Raw genomic sequence first — 14,417 nt, 5'->3', positions numbered from 1 at the left:
CTTTCGCGCCTTTGCGCGAGCGCGCGTCAGGGTGCGTCGACCGCGAGCGCGGCGCGGATCTCGACGTAGCGCTCGAGGAACCGCCGCTCGTCGAGACGTTTGCGCCGCAGCCATGCGGTGACCTCGTCGTTGCACTTGCTGGTGTTGCACGAAGCGCAGGCCGGGACGACGTTGTCGATGGTGTAGCGGCCGCCGCGGGATATCGCCATGACGCAGTCGCGCTGGAGCGCTCGGTCTGTCGCCCCGCAGTAGGCGCAGCCCTTCCACGCATCCTTCAAGGCCTGCCATTGCTGTGGCGTGAGGTCGTTGTCGACGGCGCCGAGCCGACGCTTGCGCCTGCGGGCCGCCCTGGCCCGGCGGGTTCTGCTGATCGCCACGGGCTCAGCATGCCCGGCGAGCGTGCGCAAAACGTCGCGATGACGCGGCGTGTCGTGTGGGAACACGCACGCCCGCGCAACGGAGTTCTAGGTGATGTCGAAGGCGCGGGCGCGCAGGGAACGCTCGACGCCGGCGCGGCCCTCGATGACCAGGCGACGCAGCGGAGGCGGCACGTCGGGGTCGGCGAGGAACTCGTCGGCCGCGGCCAGACCGTCCTCGCTGATGTCCCACGACGGGTACAACCCGATGACGACGGTCTGTGCGACCTCGCTGGAGCGCCGCTGCCACACTCCCGAGATCGCGCCGAAGTACTTGGCGCGGAACGGCTGCAGCAGATCCTGCTGACCCGGCTGCACGAAGCCGCCGATGATCGCGCGGGCGGTGATGTTGGGCAGCGTGTCGTCCTCGATGACCTGCTCCCACGCCGTCGCCTTGACCTCCGGCTGCGGACGCGCCGCGGTCGCCGCCGCCGCGTGGCGCCTGCCGGCCGCGGTCGGGTCGCGCTGGGCCTCGGCGTCGATGAACGGTGTTGCGGCGCCGTCGGAGTCGACGACGCCCGCCGCGGCCAACGCGGTGACGATGCGCCACCGCAGATCGGTGTCGACCACCAGCCCGCCCAGTCCGGACTCGGCGGGATCCGCGTCGAGCACCGCCTTCAGCACGTCGGTGTGCCTGCTCGACAACACCGACCCGCACAGCGCGTTGACGTACGCCAGTTGGTGATCCGAGCCGCCCTCGGCGCCGCGGGCCAGTTCCAGCAGCCGGTCGGCGAACGCCGACCAGCCCTCCGAGTGCGCCCACTCGGGGTCGGCATAGGAGTTCAACGCCGTCTGCGCCTGCAGCAGAAGACGCTGCAGCACACCGACTTCCGTCTCGGCGTGTACACCGCTGGTCACCAGCGACACGAAGTCACGCGCCTTAAGCTCCGCCTCGCGCGTCATCTCCCACGCCGCCGACCACGCCAGGGTGCGCGGCAACGGCTCGGCGATGTCGGCGATGCGCGTCAGCACGGTCTGCAGCGAGTCCTGGTCCAGCCGCAGCGAGCAGTAGGTCAGATCGTCGTCGTTGACCAGGATCAACTTGCCGCGTGAAACTCCCTGTAGCGCAGGCACATCGGTGCGCGGTCCCTCGACGTCGAGTTCCTCGCGATGCACCCGGACCAGCTTGCCGGATCCGTCGTCGTCGTAGACGCCGACGGCGAGACGGTGCACGCGGGTCTCGCCGGCACCCGGTGCGGCGCCGCTCTGATCGATGGAGAACCGGGTGAACCGGCCGTCGACGTCGAGATCGAATTCGGGGCGCAGCGTGTTGAGGCCAGTCGTCTTGAGCCACTGCCTGCCCCATCCGGACAGGTCGCGGCCCGACGCCTTCTCCAGGGCGCCCAGCAGATCACCGAAGGTGGCGTTGCCGAATGCGTGGTCGCGGAAGTAATCCCGCAGCCCGGAGAGGAACTCCTCCTCGCCGACGTAGGCGACCAGCTGCTTGAGCACGCTGGCGCCCTTGGCGTAGGTGATCCCGTCGAAGTTCACCTCGACCGCGGCCAGATCCGGGATGTCGGCGGCGACCGGGTGTGTGGAGGGCAGCTGGTCCTGCCGGTACGCCCACGACTTCTCGACATTGGCGAACGTCGTCCACGCCTCGGTGTACTCGGTGGCCTCGGCCTGGCACAGCACCGAGGCGAACGTCGCGAACGACTCGTTGAGCCACAGGTCATCCCACCACTGCATGGTGACCAGGTCGCCGAACCACATGTGCGCCATCTCGTGCAGGACGGTCTCCGCGCGCCGTTCGTAGGAGGCCCGGGTGACCTTGCTGCGGAAGACGTAGTCCTCCAGGAACGTCACCGCGCCGGCGTTCTCCATCGCCCCGGCGTTGAACTCCGGCACGAACAACTGGTCGTACTTGCCGAACGCGTACGGGACGCCGAAGTTCTTGTGGTAGAACCCGAATCCCTGTTTGGTCTCGGTGAACAGCCGCTCGGCATCCATGAACTCGGCCAGCGAGCTGCGGCAGAACAGCCCGAGCGGGATGTCGCCGTGGTCGTCGCTATAGACGTCGTCCCAGCGCGCGTACGGTCCGGCGATGAGCGCCACCAGATACGTGCTCATGCGCGGTGTGGCGGCGAACGTGTGGCGCTTGGCGGCGCCGGCATCCTCGACGCTCACGGTGGCGCCGTTGGAGACGACCTCCCAGTGCGACGGCGCGGTCACCGTCACGTCGAACGCGGCCTTGAGATCGGGCTGGTCGAAACACGCGAACATCCGCTTGGCGTCGGCGGTTTCGAACTGCGAATACAGATACACCTCGTCGTCGACCGGGTCGACGAACCGGTGCAGCCCCTCTCCGGTGTTGGAGTAGCGGCAATCGGCGTCGACGACGACGACGTTGTGGCCGGCCAATCCGGTCAACGGGATACCGGTGGATTCGTCATAGGCGGAGACGTCGATGTCGCGGCCGTTGAGCGTGGCGCTGTGGATCACGTCGGCAGCGATGTCGATGTAGGTGTCGGCGCCGGCGAGGGCGTCGAATTCGACGGTGGTCGTGGACCGGAAGGTGCGCTCGCCGGGCTTGCCGGCGCCGTCGGTCAGGTCGAGTTCGATGCGGTAGCTGTCGACGGTCACCAGGGCGGCGCGTTCGACGGCCTGGTCGCGGGTCAGGTTGGGAAGTGCCACGCGACCAACCTATAGCGCGCGCCGGCCGACGGCGCGTCGCACGTCCCGCGTCAGAAGCCGGGTATCGCCCGCGCCGCGGGCAGCCAGTCCAGCACGGTGCCGTTGCCGACCGAGGCCATCATCTGCGGGCAGTACATCGAGATCGCGATGCCGGTGAAGAACGCCGCGATGTCCGGCGGGATGCCGTTGTCGGACACCTGCGTGTACACCTTCGCGAGGTTCTTACCCGGCTCGACGAGCATCGGGCACACGGATTCCCCGACGGCGACCATGTTCACCGGGTTGTCGACGGTCATGCCCGCACCGCGGAGCGCGGCCAGGAAGGCGTCGTCGGTCGTGTCGGCCTGGGCGGGCGCGGCGAACGTTGTCGCCATTGCCGCCAGACCGGCCCCTAACGCCAGAGCGCGTACTCGAACATCAACAGGTTTGTTCACTTCGGTAACGATTCTTCACATTGGTCACATCAGGAACACGGTTCGGTCACCGTTTGCACTCTTAGGCGTTTCTCATATCGCGATCCGCGGAGCGGGCCGCTATAGGCGCCGACGCGGGGAACACTCCACACGCGATCGCAGTTGTTCACAATTGGACCCTGCCCATTCCGCGCCCGGAAGGATTCATCATGCCCGAGAAGTCCGTCGCAGAACTCTGGTTCGACCCGCTGTGCCCCTGGTGCTGGATCACCTCGCGCTGGATCCTCGAGGTCGAGAAGGTCCGCGACATCGACGTGAACTTCCGGGTGATGAGCCTCGCGGTGCTCAACGAGGGGCGTGACCTGCCCGAGCAGTACCAGGAGGCGATGAAGAAGGCGTGGGGGCCGGTGCGCGTCGCGATCGCCGCCGAGCAGGCCAAGGGCCGCGAAATCCTCGAGCCGTTGTACACCGCGATGGGTACGCGCATCCACAACCAGGGCAATCAGGACTTCGACGTGGTGATCAAGGAATCGCTGGCCGAGGTGGGCCTGCCCGCCGAACTCGCGGAGGCCGCCACCACCGACAAGTACGACGAGGCTCTGCGTAAGAGCCATCACGAGGGCATGGACCCCGTCGGCGAGGACGTCGGCACCCCGACGATCCACGTCAACGGCGTCGCCTTCTTCGGACCCGTGCTGTCGAAGATCCCGCGGGGCGAAGAGGCCGGCAAGCTCTGGGACGCCTCGGTGACCTTCGCGTCTTATCCGCACTTCTGGGAACTCAAGCGCACGCGCACGGAGTCGCCGCAGTTCGACTGATCGCGCCCCGGTCGCGCCGGCGGCGTCTGCCACAATGACCGCCATGCGCGTCTACCTGGGAGCCGATCACGCCGGCTTCGACCTCAAGCAGGCCATCATCGAGCACCTGCGCAACACCGGACACGAGCCCATCGATTGCGGAGCCTTCGTCAACGACCCCGACGACGACTATCCGGCCTTCTGCATCGCCGCCGCGGAGAAGACCGTCGCCGATTCGGGCAGCCTCGGCATCGTGCTCGGGGGGTCGGGCAACGGTGAGCAGATCGCGGCCAACAAGGTCCTCGGCGCGCGGTGTGCGTTGGCGTGGAGCGTCGAGACCGCCAAACTCGCACGCGAGCACAACAACGCGCAGCTGATCGGCATCGGCGGGCGCATGCACAGCGTCGAGGAGGCGTTGGCGATCGTCGACGCGTTCCTGAGCACTCCGTGGTCGGAAGCCGCGCGGCACCAACGTCGTATCGACATCCTCTCCGAGTACGAGCGCACCCGCGTCGCGCCCCCGGTGCCCGGCGCCTAGGGATGCCGGAGGGCCACACGCTGCACCGGCTCGCCCGGTTGCATCAGCGCCGCTTCGGTCGCGCGCCGGTGCTGGTGTCCAGCCCGCAGGGCCGGTTCGCCGACGGCGCCGCCGCGGTCAGCGGGCGTGTTCTCAAGAAGGCCACCGCCTACGGCAAGCATCTGTTCCATCACTACGAGGGCGGCCGGGTGGTGCACGTGCATCTCGGCTTGTACGGCACGTTCACCGAGGTGCCGCTGCCGGTCCCGGCCCCGGTGGGACAGGTCCGGATGCGGATGATCGGCGCCGAGTACGCCACCGATCTGCGGGGGCCGACGGTGTGTGAGGTACTCGAAGAGCCGGAGATCGCCGACGTCATCGACCGCCTCGGACCCGACCCGCTGCGTCGGGACGCCGACGGGTCGCTGGCGTGGGCCCGAATCCGCAAGTCGCGCAGGCCGATCGGGGCGCTGCTGATGGACCAGTCGGTGATCGCCGGGGTGGGCAACGTCTACCGCAACGAGCTGCTGTTCCGCCACGGCGTCGACCCGCATCGGCCCGGCATCCGCATCGGCGAGGACGAGTTCGGCGAGATGTGGACCGACCTCGTCGAGTTGATGCGGATCGGGCTGCGGCGCGGCAAGATTCACACCATCCGCCGCGAGGACGATCACGGGCTGCCGTCGTACGCGCCGGGCCGCCCCCGCACCTACGTGTACCGGCGTGCCGGGGAGCCGTGCCGGCTGTGCGGCACCGAGATCCGCACCGAGGTGATGGAGGGCCGCAACCTGTTCTGGTGTCCGACCGATCAGAGCTAGGCACCACGGCTGAGTCCACGTGACGGGCGCGCCTCAGAGACAATCGGCGCGTGGAGTTGATTCTCGTCGTCGTCGGAGCCATCGTCGTCACCGCTGTCGCGCACCGGCGCGGCCTCGAGCCCGCCCTGATCATCGTCGTCATCGGTGCCGCGGTGTCCTTCCTACCGGATTTCGAACCGCCCGAACTCGATTCGCACATCCTGCTGACGGTGGTGCTGCCGCCGCTGCTGTACTCCGCCGCCCTGGACTTCTCGTTCCCGACGTTTCTGCGCAACATCCGGCCGATCCTCGGCCTCGGCATCGGGCTGGTCGTGGTGACCGCATTCGCGGTGGCGGCCTCGGCGTGGCTGGTGGTCGTGCCGCTGACGTTCGCCACCGCGCTGGTGCTCGGCGCGATCGTGGCACCCCCCGATGCGGTGACCGCGGTGGCGGTGGGACGCAAGCTCGGTCTGCCCAAGCGGGTGATGGCGATCCTGACGGGCGAGAGCTTGATCAACGATGCCGCCGCGCTGACGCTGTTCTCCATCGCGGTCGTGCAGGTCACCGGCGGACACATCTTCATCCACAACCCGTTTCTGCTGTTCGGGTACAGCGCGGTGGTCGGACCGATCGTCGGCGCGCTGCTCGGCTACGTGACGATATGGATCCGGCGCCGACTGGCCAATCCCGGACTCGAGACCGTGCAGGGGCTCGTGGTGCCGTTCGCGGCGTTCATCGTCGCCGAGGAACTGCACGCCTCTGGGGTGCTGGCTGTCGTGGTCGCCGGATTCGTGGTGGCCAACGGAACGCTGTCCGCCGGATACCAGACCCGGCTGCAGGAGCGCTACGTGTGGAACTCGGTCGACGTGCTGCTCGAGGCGTTCGTGTTCGCTTACATCGGGTTGCATCTGCGTTTCGTGCTCGAGGATCTGCGGGAGGCGCACGAGTCGCTGGCCGAGGTCGCGATGGCGTCACTGGTGGTGTTGGTCATCGTCCTGGTGATCCGGCCGCTGTCGGTCTTCGCCATCTTCGGCCGCAACAAACTTTCCCAGCATGTCGGGAACCGGTTGAGCGTTCCGGTGCCGGAGGGCGGCGGCCGCGGTGCGCTGGGAGCCAAGCGGCGCACCAACCCACCGGGTAAGTGGCGCTCGCGCATCGACCGGCGGTCGCTGTCCTGGCAGGAAAACCTGGTCGTCTCATGGACGGGTATGCGCGGGGTGGTGACTCTGGCTGCGGCTGCGGCCATTCCGGCGACGACGGTCACCGGCGAACCGTTCCCCGAGCGCGCCACCATCCAGGCCGTCGCGTTCGTGGTCAGCGTCGGCACCCTGTTGCTACAGGGCTCGACGCTGCCGATCCTGATCCGGCGGCTGCACCTCTCGCGGTTCTGCGATGATCACGCCGTCGACCGCAACGAGGAACTCAAGGCCGAACGCATCGTGCACGAGGCGGCCGACCGTGTGCTCGCCGAATTCCGGGCCCATCCGCCGGCGAACCTGAGCCCGCGCGTGGCCGCCGAAATCGAGGCGATCATCGCCAGGCACTCCCAAGACGCCGACGAGATGCCGGATCCGGAGGCGCACACCAAGCGCTCGGAGGTGTTCTCGGCGCTGTACCGCGATGTGCTGGCCCAGCAGCGCGCGGCTTTGATCGCCGAACGCGACGAGGGACGCATCGAGGACGAGGCGGTGCGGGCGATGCTCGAACGGCTCGACCTACAGGAGGCCGGGGTGTCGGCGCGGCTCGAGAGCCGGCTCTAGCGGAGCCGAGGTCAGGCGGATCTCAGAAGCCACCGAAATCGCCGAGGCCGCCGCCGATGTCGCCGCCGCCCCAGTCACCGCCGCTGTCGCCCCAGCCGCCGTCGCCGCCGAAGTCCTGGCCGCCCTGGTCCAGTCCTTGGTCGTAGCCCTGGGCGAAGCCCTGCTCGTAGCCGCTGCCGTGCATGCCGGAGAACAGGGCGTCGAACAACAGCACCGAACCCAGCCCCCACGCGCCGGCGACGAGCGCTGGCTTCCACCACGGCTCGGAGTACCAGCCCGCGGGCACCGGACGGCCCGCGACCCGGCCGCCGGGGTAGTAGTTCGGGGTACGCGCGGACGGTGTCGGCGACGCCTCGATCTCGCGGCCCTCGAAGTTGACCTTGCGATCCTCGGTCACCGTGCCCGCCGCCCGCTGACCGGTCAGCGTCTCGAGTTCGGGTCCCGGATCCATACCCATCGCGGTGCGCGCGGCCCGAACGTAGTAGAGGCCTTCGATCGCGCTCTCCTTGGCCAGCAACGCCTGCTTGACGGTGCCGGCCTGGTCGATCTGTGAGCCGGCGGCCGTGTAGCGCTCGGACGCGTCGGCGAGCGCCTGCTTGGAGGCCTCGTCGGTGCCGGTCAAGCTGATCACCTGACCGCCGAGGCGTTCGATGACGCGGCGGGCGTCCGCTTTGGCGTCGTCGAGCGAGGCGGCCTTGCGCCGGTCCGACGCCCGCATCGCGCCGTAGGCGACGACGCCGAGAGCGACGATGACCAGGACGACGAGAACGAGCAGAACACCGTTCATGGCGACCACCCTACCCAGGCGGCTGGGCACGGACCGGATGGCGACGACCGCAGCGGGAGGTGTGACGGCGTGCAAACGACCAGCACCCTGTGAACTGTGTCTCAACGATCTTGGGCAAACCTTGTCTTCGTCATTCGCGATTTTTATTCGACCGTCAATATGGGTACCGTGAGTCGAGTGACAGACCGCGTACGCAAGTTCGACGACTACCTCAACCGCCTGCTCGAAGAGCTGGCGCGGGAGGCTGGGGAGAACGTCGAAACGTATGTGGCCCGCGCCGTCGCCACCCAGATGGACAACGATATGCGGCGCGCCGACGACCCCGCCATCGATGACCTGCGAGCTCACCTGTCGGCTTCGGGCGTGCTCGAAAACACCGCGATGCCGGACGTGTCGTCGGTCATCACCGACCCCGACCGGCTGACCGCCCTTCGCGACACGGGTCTGCTGGACTCGCCGCCGGAGGCGATCTACGACCGGATAACCCGGGCCGCTGCCGAAGCGCTCGACACCCCCTTTGCCATGGTGTCGCTCATCGACGTCGACCGACAGTTCTTCAAGAGTGCTGTGGGTCAAGAGATCACATCGCCCGAGGATCGGCAGACACCGCTCGAGCGTTCGGTCTGTCAGTACGCCGTGGCCGATCGTGCGCCGTTGGTCCTGGAGGACGCACGCGTCGACCCCACCTTCAAGCACCACCCAGCGGTGCAGGACGGAACGGTGGTGGCCTACCTCGGCATACCGCTCATGGACGATGCGGGCAACGCCGTCGGCACACTGTGCGTGTACGACACCAAGCCCCGCCTGTGGAGTACGGGTCATATTCAGGTCCTCAGTGACCTCGCCGCGCTCGCCGCAGAACGCATGTTCGACGGCCGTACCGAACCGCAGCAATGATGCAATTCCCCGCCGACACTCGAATTGCCAGGAATTTCGGCTGCATCGCCTAGACTGGCAACGTTTTCGATTTCAGACACTTCTATAGCGCCGGGTTTCCATCGGGGGAACATGCAGGCTGACGCGAATGCGTCCACTCGTGATTCGCAACCTCGACTCAGGACCACGGTGCCGCAGCTCAGGGCCGTGCCGTCGCCCTCCCGTGATGGCAAGCCCGGCTGGATCGAGACCCTTCGCGCGGAGTCCGGCTATGTGGCACTCACCGTCGGCTTGGACATCTGGTCCGCGGCGTGGGCGGTCGCAATAGCGCAGTGGTTGACGCCGGGTCCCGTCGCGGACCGAAATATCGCAGCACTCTCGTGGCTCTTCGTCCCGATCGTCGTGGTGATCATGCACACGCGGTCGTTGTACAAGCGCAGGCTCGGTCACACCTTCCTCGACGACTTCGAACCCGTCGAAACGTCGGTGGCGGTGTCCGCGCTGGCAACGCTCACGGCCTTCATAGTGCTCGTACCCGAATTGCCGACCGGCTCGGTGGTGGGGGAATACGTTCGCCCAAGCGAGGTGGTCATCCGGATCTGGGTCTGCGCCGCCATCCTGCTGCCGGCGAACCGTCTCGTCAGATCGCTGGCTGAGCGCTATCTGAGGCGACGGCACGGCTTCGGATCGTCGGCGCTGATCGTTGGCTCCGGTCCCTTCGTCCGTCAGCTCGTCACTCGGATGCGGCAGATCCCCGACTACGGTCTGCGCCCCGTCGGCGTGCTCGACGAGGTTCGCCCGGTCGCCGCCGACCTGGGCGACGTACCGTACTTCGGATCGACGGCGAACCTCGAGGCCGCCGCTCAGGCCACCTGCGCAAAGGAGCTCATCATCGGGCCGTCGTCGACTCCCGACGACGATCTGGCCCTCACCGCTCAGCTGGCACACCACCTCGGACTGTGCGTGCGGGTAGTGCCACGCTTGATGGACGTCATCGGGGGCGGGACGTACGTCGACCACCTCGGTGGCATACCTCTGCTGGTGCTCAGCCATACCGACCCCAAGGGCTGGCAGTTCGCCGTCAAGCACGCCTTGGGGCGGACAATCGCGGCGCTCCTGCTGATCCTCATTTCACCCCTGTACCTCACGCTCGCTATTGCGGTGAAGCTGAGCTCGCCGGGCCCTGTCTATTTCCGTCAGGAGCGCGTCGGACGCGACGGCAAGGTTTTCGACTGCCTCAAGTTCCGCAGCATGCGACTCGTCGGCCCGGCCACGAATGCGTTCGCGCTGAAGGAGGGTTCTGCCCCCGGCGGTGTGGAAGGCGACGACCGACGCACGCTGATCGGCAAGCTCATGCGCAAGGCATCGCTCGATGAACTACCCCAACTGGTCAACGTGTTGCGCGGGGACATGACGCTGGTCGGCCCGCGGCCTGAGCGACCGGAGTTCGTCGAGCTGTTCGAGATGCAGGTGCGCCGCTACGGCGACCGCCACCGCGTTAAGGCGGGCATCACCGGTTGGGCACAGGTGCACGGGCTTCGGGGCCAGACCTCGATCGCCGACCGAGCGGAGTTCGACAACTACTACATCGAGAACTGGTCGCTTGTCCTCGACTTCAAGATTCTGATTCTGACCGTTCTGGCGGTACTGAAACCCGCAGAGTAGGGACGACCCGACCCGGCGAGGTTCCCAACGCCGACGGCCGAACTAGACCTTCAGCAACCCGGACTCGTGGTAGCGGCGTTCCTTGTTGACCTGCCAGGGGTCGACACTTTCGCCGAAATACCGCTTGACGCTGTGCACGGCACTGAGCATCGCGTGGTCCTGGTTGTCGTAGCGGTGCATGCCGTTGCGTCCGATTGGATGCAGGGCCGGATAGCGCTTGCGGAGGTAATCCCGGATCTGGGCGACGCTGGTCTCCATCGCGGGATTGCAGATCGGGTAGGCGAATTGCGAGCGCACGACCATGACATGCTCGATGGTGGACGGATCGAAACCCAATGTGCGCAAGTCGCTTTCGACTATCTGTCGCATGTGACCGTCGTCAGCGGTCCACAGCGCCGAACCCGCACCGATGAAGTACTCGAACCCCAGGTATGTCCCATCCCAGTCCGGTGGAGTGAGGTCATCTGACCATTGGCGGTAGTTCTGGATACGGCCGACCCGCAGGTCCATACCGGGTGTGTACACCCAGTTGAACGGGAGCTCGCGGCGCTGCCGAAGGGCGACCGCGACGGTGATCAGCCCTCGGTGCTTGAGTTGGGCGGCCGCCTCCCAGACCTGCTGTGGTGGTGCGGGTTCCAGGGCGTTGACCAACATCTGCAGGGGCATGCTGGAGAAGACGGCATCTCCGGTGGCGACGCCTCCGTCGCGCAGTTCGATCGTCCACCTTCTGCCGTCGAACCTCAGCTTGACCACCGGTGAGTCCAGCGACGGTTCGACACCGAACCGCGCCAGCTCCGAAGCTGCGGCTTCCCAGAGCTGACCGGGCCCGCAACGGGGGTAGAGAAACGCGTCAGCAGCCATTGCGTCTCGACCGCCCCACACGATCGGCTTGATGCGCTGCTCGGCCCAATCGCTGGTGAGTTGGGCGGGCTCGGCGAGCCACGTCTTGCGCACGTATCCGTCGAAGAACATGCGATACCAATAGCTGCCGAACTGGTAGCGGCCCCACTCCAGGAAGTTCGCAGAGTGGTCGAGCGGACGCATTCCACGCCGCATCCTGGACCACAGGAGACTGCCCAGGCCGCGTGCTCCGCGCCCATATCCCAACTGAGTCAGCAGGTTTCGACCGAGAAGCGGGTAGGGCACGTAGTGGCCGTCGACCAGCATGGCAGAGCGCCTCGACACCGAGTGCCACTCGTCGTCCGGGAGCAGGGATTTCCAGAGACGGAGGATCTGCTCGTCCTTGGTGAAGAAGCGATGACCGCCCGGATCGACGCGGAAACCGTGCTCAGCCGGAGTGCGCGCCAGACCTCCGACGTTCGATGATGCCTCGAACAGCTGGGCCGCGACGCCGTTCTTCGCCAGTTCCAGTGCGGCGGTGAGGCCGGCAGGGCCTGCGCCGATGATCACGGGACGCCGGTCGGAGTGCATCGGTGCCTACCGTCCCCGAAGCTGCGGCGTGCGCCGGTAGTCGTCGATGAACTCGTCGATGTGCCGCTCTTCGAGTTCGTTGAGCGGCGTCGTCAAGAACCGCAGTTGGGCGTACTGCGTCTGCAGCGGAAGGAATCCGCTGAGCAGGGGCTCGGGGGAGGTGCGGATGACCAGGTCGACGTCCTCGATGTCGAAGGCGCCGTGAAGTTCACCGCCTTGTTGCTGCGCTTGCGCAACGGCCGCTCGTAACTCGTCGTTCGCGTCGTAGGCAGCGAGGATGTTGATGCGGAAGTCTTCTCCGCGCATGACGGACTCGGCGTGCTCGGCTGCCGCGACGTATTCGGCTGGTAACAGCGAGCGGTCACCGTACAACCGCACACTGCACCCGTCGGGCGCGAAGCGAGCGGGGATCAACGTGGTCAGGAACGTGATCGACGCTTTGAACACCGGCTCAAGCTCGGCCTGGCTGCGGGCGAGATTGGCGCGGCTCAGGTTGTAGACCGTCACCGTCTTCACATTGTGGCGACGCAATACCTGAAGAATGTCGGCTACCTTTTCAGCGCCCTGGAGATACGCGTCCTCCAATGAGACGCCGCGGCTCTTTGCCCACCGGCGCATGCCGTCGGGTATCAAACCGACGTGGGTGGGTTCGTAGCCCGTCAGAACGCGCAACCGACTATCCCCCCGTAAGTACGCTTATGACTCTGGCTAAGAGTACTTACCCGGTACCCATAAGTCCATTTATTCAAACCGCACGTTCGCGGCTCGGCCCCGACGCTGCGCGGCCGGGTTCGTGACCATGGCTGGGCGAGGCTGTAAAAGGGGATCTGCGCTGGACCGCCGGGTTTGCGGCGAAGGGGCGACACCGACCGGCACCGGGGGAACTGCCGCCGCAGACCGACGGTACCCTCGCGCGAGATGTCGATCGGGCCCATTGAAACCCCTTTAATTTGTCGCTTCCTAGATAGGTATGTGATCTGTGACCATGAGTCAAGTTATTCGCGAAAATAGGACGTTTTCGCCGATTCTCGAGATAAGGCCGATATAAGGCATCGGGTGCCACTGAATGAGTTTGCTCAGACGAGTAAATGTGTCGCGAATAAGTAAAATCAGCAAACTTCTGGTACGTCTATACCAATTCCATTCACGTGACGTCGTTGCCTGTGAAAAGACTGCAAGACGGTGGTGTGGACTCCCGCGCGGTGCAGGTTTCGGTTCTGCAGCGTGAGAACTAGCGAAGGGTGGGTGCGTCCGACCGTCGATCGGGCGCCCACGCGCGACGGGCGATGTTGGCGCAGTTGGCGCGCGGGACCCACCCAGACAACCGCGACCTCGGCGCCGAAACCCTGATCTTCAAAGGTCTCGCCGAAGCGCTACAGCGGTGACGTCGTCGCGGTCGAGGGACCCCTCGGCGCCCACGCACAGCGCCTCGACGAGGCTCTGGGCGCTGACGGCGCCGAGCCGTTGCACACAGTCGGAGATCGCATCGTGGAGGTCGTCGACGGTGTTGCCCCACAGCTCCAACAGGCCGTCACTGACCAAGAGCATCCCGTCTCCCGGCTCCAGCGTGCCCCGCCGTTCCCGCCACTCCGATTCCAGTCCCATGGGCAGGTCTTCGGACGCGAAGCGCTCCACACCGCCGGAGTTGCCGCGCAGTATGAAGTGCAGCCCGTGGCCGGCATCGACGAACTCGAAGTCGCCGGAGACGAGGTCTACGCGTACGTAGGTCAACGTGACGAACGCACCGGTGCGATTCAGGTCGTGATTGATCACGCCGGCTGCGTGCGCGACGGCGCCAGCCGGGCTGGTCTCAAAAGCGTTGGAGCGCAAGGCTGCACGGGTGGCCGCCGCGAGCATCCCGGCGCCGACACCTTTGCCCATGACGTCACCGAGGCTGATCACCGCGTGGGGCACATGCAACCGGATGTCGTAGAAGTCGCCACCGACCTGACGCGCGGGGGCGGACACCGCGCCGATGCTCCATCCCGGCATCGTCGGCAGATGCTCGGGTAACAGAGCGCGTTGCACTTCACCGGCCCGTTCGAGCTCTGCCTGCTCGAGGCGCCGGACCCGCAGGGCCTCGGTGACGTCTTGAAAATGCAGTGCGAACACCGGATGTCCGGTGAGATTGTCGGCGACCCCCGCGACGCTGACGTCGAGGCTGCGCTCGCTGTCGGTGACGAGCGTGAGCCGCGCGTTGCCCCCGCCGAGTGAATACGTGACCCCGGCCAGCGCGGCCGTCGCGTCCGGTCCGAACAGGTCGTCGAGTCTCGTCCTGCAGGCCCATGAAAAGGGGTGCGATCAGAATGATGCCGGCGGCGTGT

General features: G+C 66.6%; 13 protein-coding genes. 6 read left to right on the top strand and 7 right to left on the bottom strand.

Annotated elements, in window-relative coordinates:
* Nucleotides 1-26: 26 nt before the first annotated feature.
* From A5752_RS10945 to A5752_RS10935, 3 genes are all read right to left on the bottom strand, one after another.
* Nucleotides 27-377, bottom strand: a complete 351-nt coding sequence (locus tag A5752_RS10945) for an HNH endonuclease (RefSeq protein WP_156613769.1) — start codon at nucleotides 375-377, stop codon at nucleotides 27-29.
* 87 nt (nucleotides 378-464) lie between these two features.
* Nucleotides 465-3,050, bottom strand: a complete 2,586-nt coding sequence (pepN, locus tag A5752_RS10940) for an aminopeptidase N (RefSeq protein WP_067085056.1) — start codon at nucleotides 3,048-3,050, stop codon at nucleotides 465-467.
* A gap of 50 nt (nucleotides 3,051-3,100) precedes the next feature.
* A complete protein-coding gene (locus A5752_RS10935) occupies nucleotides 3,101-3,424 on the bottom strand; it encodes a DUF732 domain-containing protein (RefSeq protein ID WP_067085054.1) in 324 nt (107 codons plus the stop codon).
* 248 nt (nucleotides 3,425-3,672) lie between these two features.
* Here A5752_RS10935 and A5752_RS10930 point away from each other — a divergent pair, with 248 nt between their 5' ends.
* Genes A5752_RS10930 through A5752_RS10915 form a run of 4 tightly spaced genes read left to right on the top strand, consistent with a single transcriptional unit; the run spans nucleotide 3,673 to nucleotide 7,334 of the window.
* Entirely contained in the window at nucleotides 3,673-4,281 is a 609-nt protein-coding gene (locus tag A5752_RS10930) for a mycothiol-dependent nitroreductase Rv2466c family protein (RefSeq protein WP_067085053.1), read from the top strand.
* A gap of 43 nt (nucleotides 4,282-4,324) precedes the next feature.
* Nucleotides 4,325-4,798, top strand: coding sequence for a ribose-5-phosphate isomerase (locus A5752_RS10925; protein WP_197500593.1), 474 nt, complete (start codon nucleotides 4,325-4,327; stop codon nucleotides 4,796-4,798).
* A 2-nt stretch (nucleotides 4,799-4,800) separates the two neighbouring features.
* A complete protein-coding gene (locus A5752_RS10920) occupies nucleotides 4,801-5,595 on the top strand; it encodes an Fpg/Nei family DNA glycosylase (RefSeq protein ID WP_067085049.1) in 795 nt (264 codons plus the stop codon).
* Between the two features lie 50 nt (nucleotides 5,596-5,645).
* The gene (locus A5752_RS10915) at nucleotides 5,646-7,334 is read left to right on the top strand and encodes a cation:proton antiporter (protein ID WP_067085048.1); all 1,689 of its coding nucleotides are present in this window, start codon (nucleotides 5,646-5,648) and stop codon (nucleotides 7,332-7,334) included.
* 22 nt (nucleotides 7,335-7,356) lie between these two features.
* On the opposite strand, the gene A5752_RS10910 is transcribed toward A5752_RS10915, so the two are convergent.
* The gene (locus tag A5752_RS10910; RefSeq protein ID WP_067085105.1) at nucleotides 7,357-8,121 is read right to left on the bottom strand and encodes a hypothetical protein; all 765 of its coding nucleotides are present in this window, start codon (nucleotides 8,119-8,121) and stop codon (nucleotides 7,357-7,359) included.
* 177 nt (nucleotides 8,122-8,298) lie between these two features.
* Between A5752_RS10910 and A5752_RS10905 the strand changes: the two genes are divergently transcribed.
* Together A5752_RS10905 and A5752_RS10900 are read left to right on the top strand one after the other, a co-directional pair.
* The gene (locus A5752_RS10905) at nucleotides 8,299-9,018 is read left to right on the top strand and encodes a GAF domain-containing protein (RefSeq protein WP_231983382.1); all 720 of its coding nucleotides are present in this window, start codon (nucleotides 8,299-8,301) and stop codon (nucleotides 9,016-9,018) included.
* Between the two features lie 111 nt (nucleotides 9,019-9,129).
* Entirely contained in the window at nucleotides 9,130-10,662 is a 1,533-nt protein-coding gene (locus A5752_RS10900; protein WP_067085046.1) for a sugar transferase, read from the top strand.
* 42 nt (nucleotides 10,663-10,704) lie between these two features.
* On the opposite strand, the gene A5752_RS10895 is transcribed toward A5752_RS10900, so the two are convergent.
* The 3 genes from A5752_RS10895 to A5752_RS27965 all read right to left on the bottom strand — a co-directional run bounded on the left by A5752_RS10895 (nucleotide 10,705) and on the right by A5752_RS27965 (nucleotide 14,205).
* Nucleotides 10,705-12,093 (bottom strand): FAD-dependent oxidoreductase, encoded by a 1,389-nt coding sequence (locus A5752_RS10895; RefSeq protein WP_067085045.1) that lies wholly within the window; start codon nucleotides 12,091-12,093, stop codon nucleotides 10,705-10,707.
* Between the two features lie 6 nt (nucleotides 12,094-12,099).
* The gene (locus A5752_RS10890; RefSeq protein ID WP_353612396.1) at nucleotides 12,100-12,765 is read right to left on the bottom strand and encodes an undecaprenyl diphosphate synthase family protein; all 666 of its coding nucleotides are present in this window, start codon (nucleotides 12,763-12,765) and stop codon (nucleotides 12,100-12,102) included.
* 681 nt (nucleotides 12,766-13,446) lie between these two features.
* Nucleotides 13,447-14,205 (bottom strand): PP2C family protein-serine/threonine phosphatase, encoded by a 759-nt coding sequence (locus A5752_RS27965; RefSeq protein WP_231983380.1) that lies wholly within the window; start codon nucleotides 14,203-14,205, stop codon nucleotides 13,447-13,449.
* Between the last annotated feature and the right edge of the window lie 212 nt (nucleotides 14,206-14,417).

This window comes from Mycobacterium sp. 852002-51961_SCH5331710 (assembly GCF_001665535.1).
Taxonomy (GTDB): domain Bacteria; phylum Actinomycetota; class Actinomycetes; order Mycobacteriales; family Mycobacteriaceae; genus Mycobacterium.
This window is presented reverse-complemented; position numbering and strand designations above follow the sequence as displayed.

What these genes read in the sequence shown, in the direction of transcription:
- A5752_RS10930 (WP_067085053.1), top strand. Translation starts at nt 3,673, where the DNA reads ATGCCCGAGAAGTCCGTCGCAGAACTCTGGTTCGACCCGCTGTGCCCC.
- A5752_RS10910 (WP_067085105.1), bottom strand. Translation starts at nt 8,121, where the DNA reads ATGAACGGTGTTCTGCTCGTTCTCGTCGTCCTGGTCATCGTCGCTCTC.
- A5752_RS10935 (WP_067085054.1), bottom strand. Translation starts at nt 3,424, where the DNA reads ATGGCGACAACGTTCGCCGCGCCCGCCCAGGCCGACACGACCGACGAC.
- A5752_RS10895 (WP_067085045.1), bottom strand. Translation starts at nt 12,093, where the DNA reads ATGCACTCCGACCGGCGTCCCGTGATCATCGGCGCAGGCCCTGCCGGC.
- A5752_RS10920 (WP_067085049.1), top strand. Translation starts at nt 4,801, where the DNA reads ATGCCGGAGGGCCACACGCTGCACCGGCTCGCCCGGTTGCATCAGCGC.
- A5752_RS10925 (WP_197500593.1), top strand. Translation starts at nt 4,325, where the DNA reads ATGCGCGTCTACCTGGGAGCCGATCACGCCGGCTTCGACCTCAAGCAG.
- A5752_RS10900 (WP_067085046.1), top strand. Translation starts at nt 9,130, where the DNA reads ATGCAGGCTGACGCGAATGCGTCCACTCGTGATTCGCAACCTCGACTC.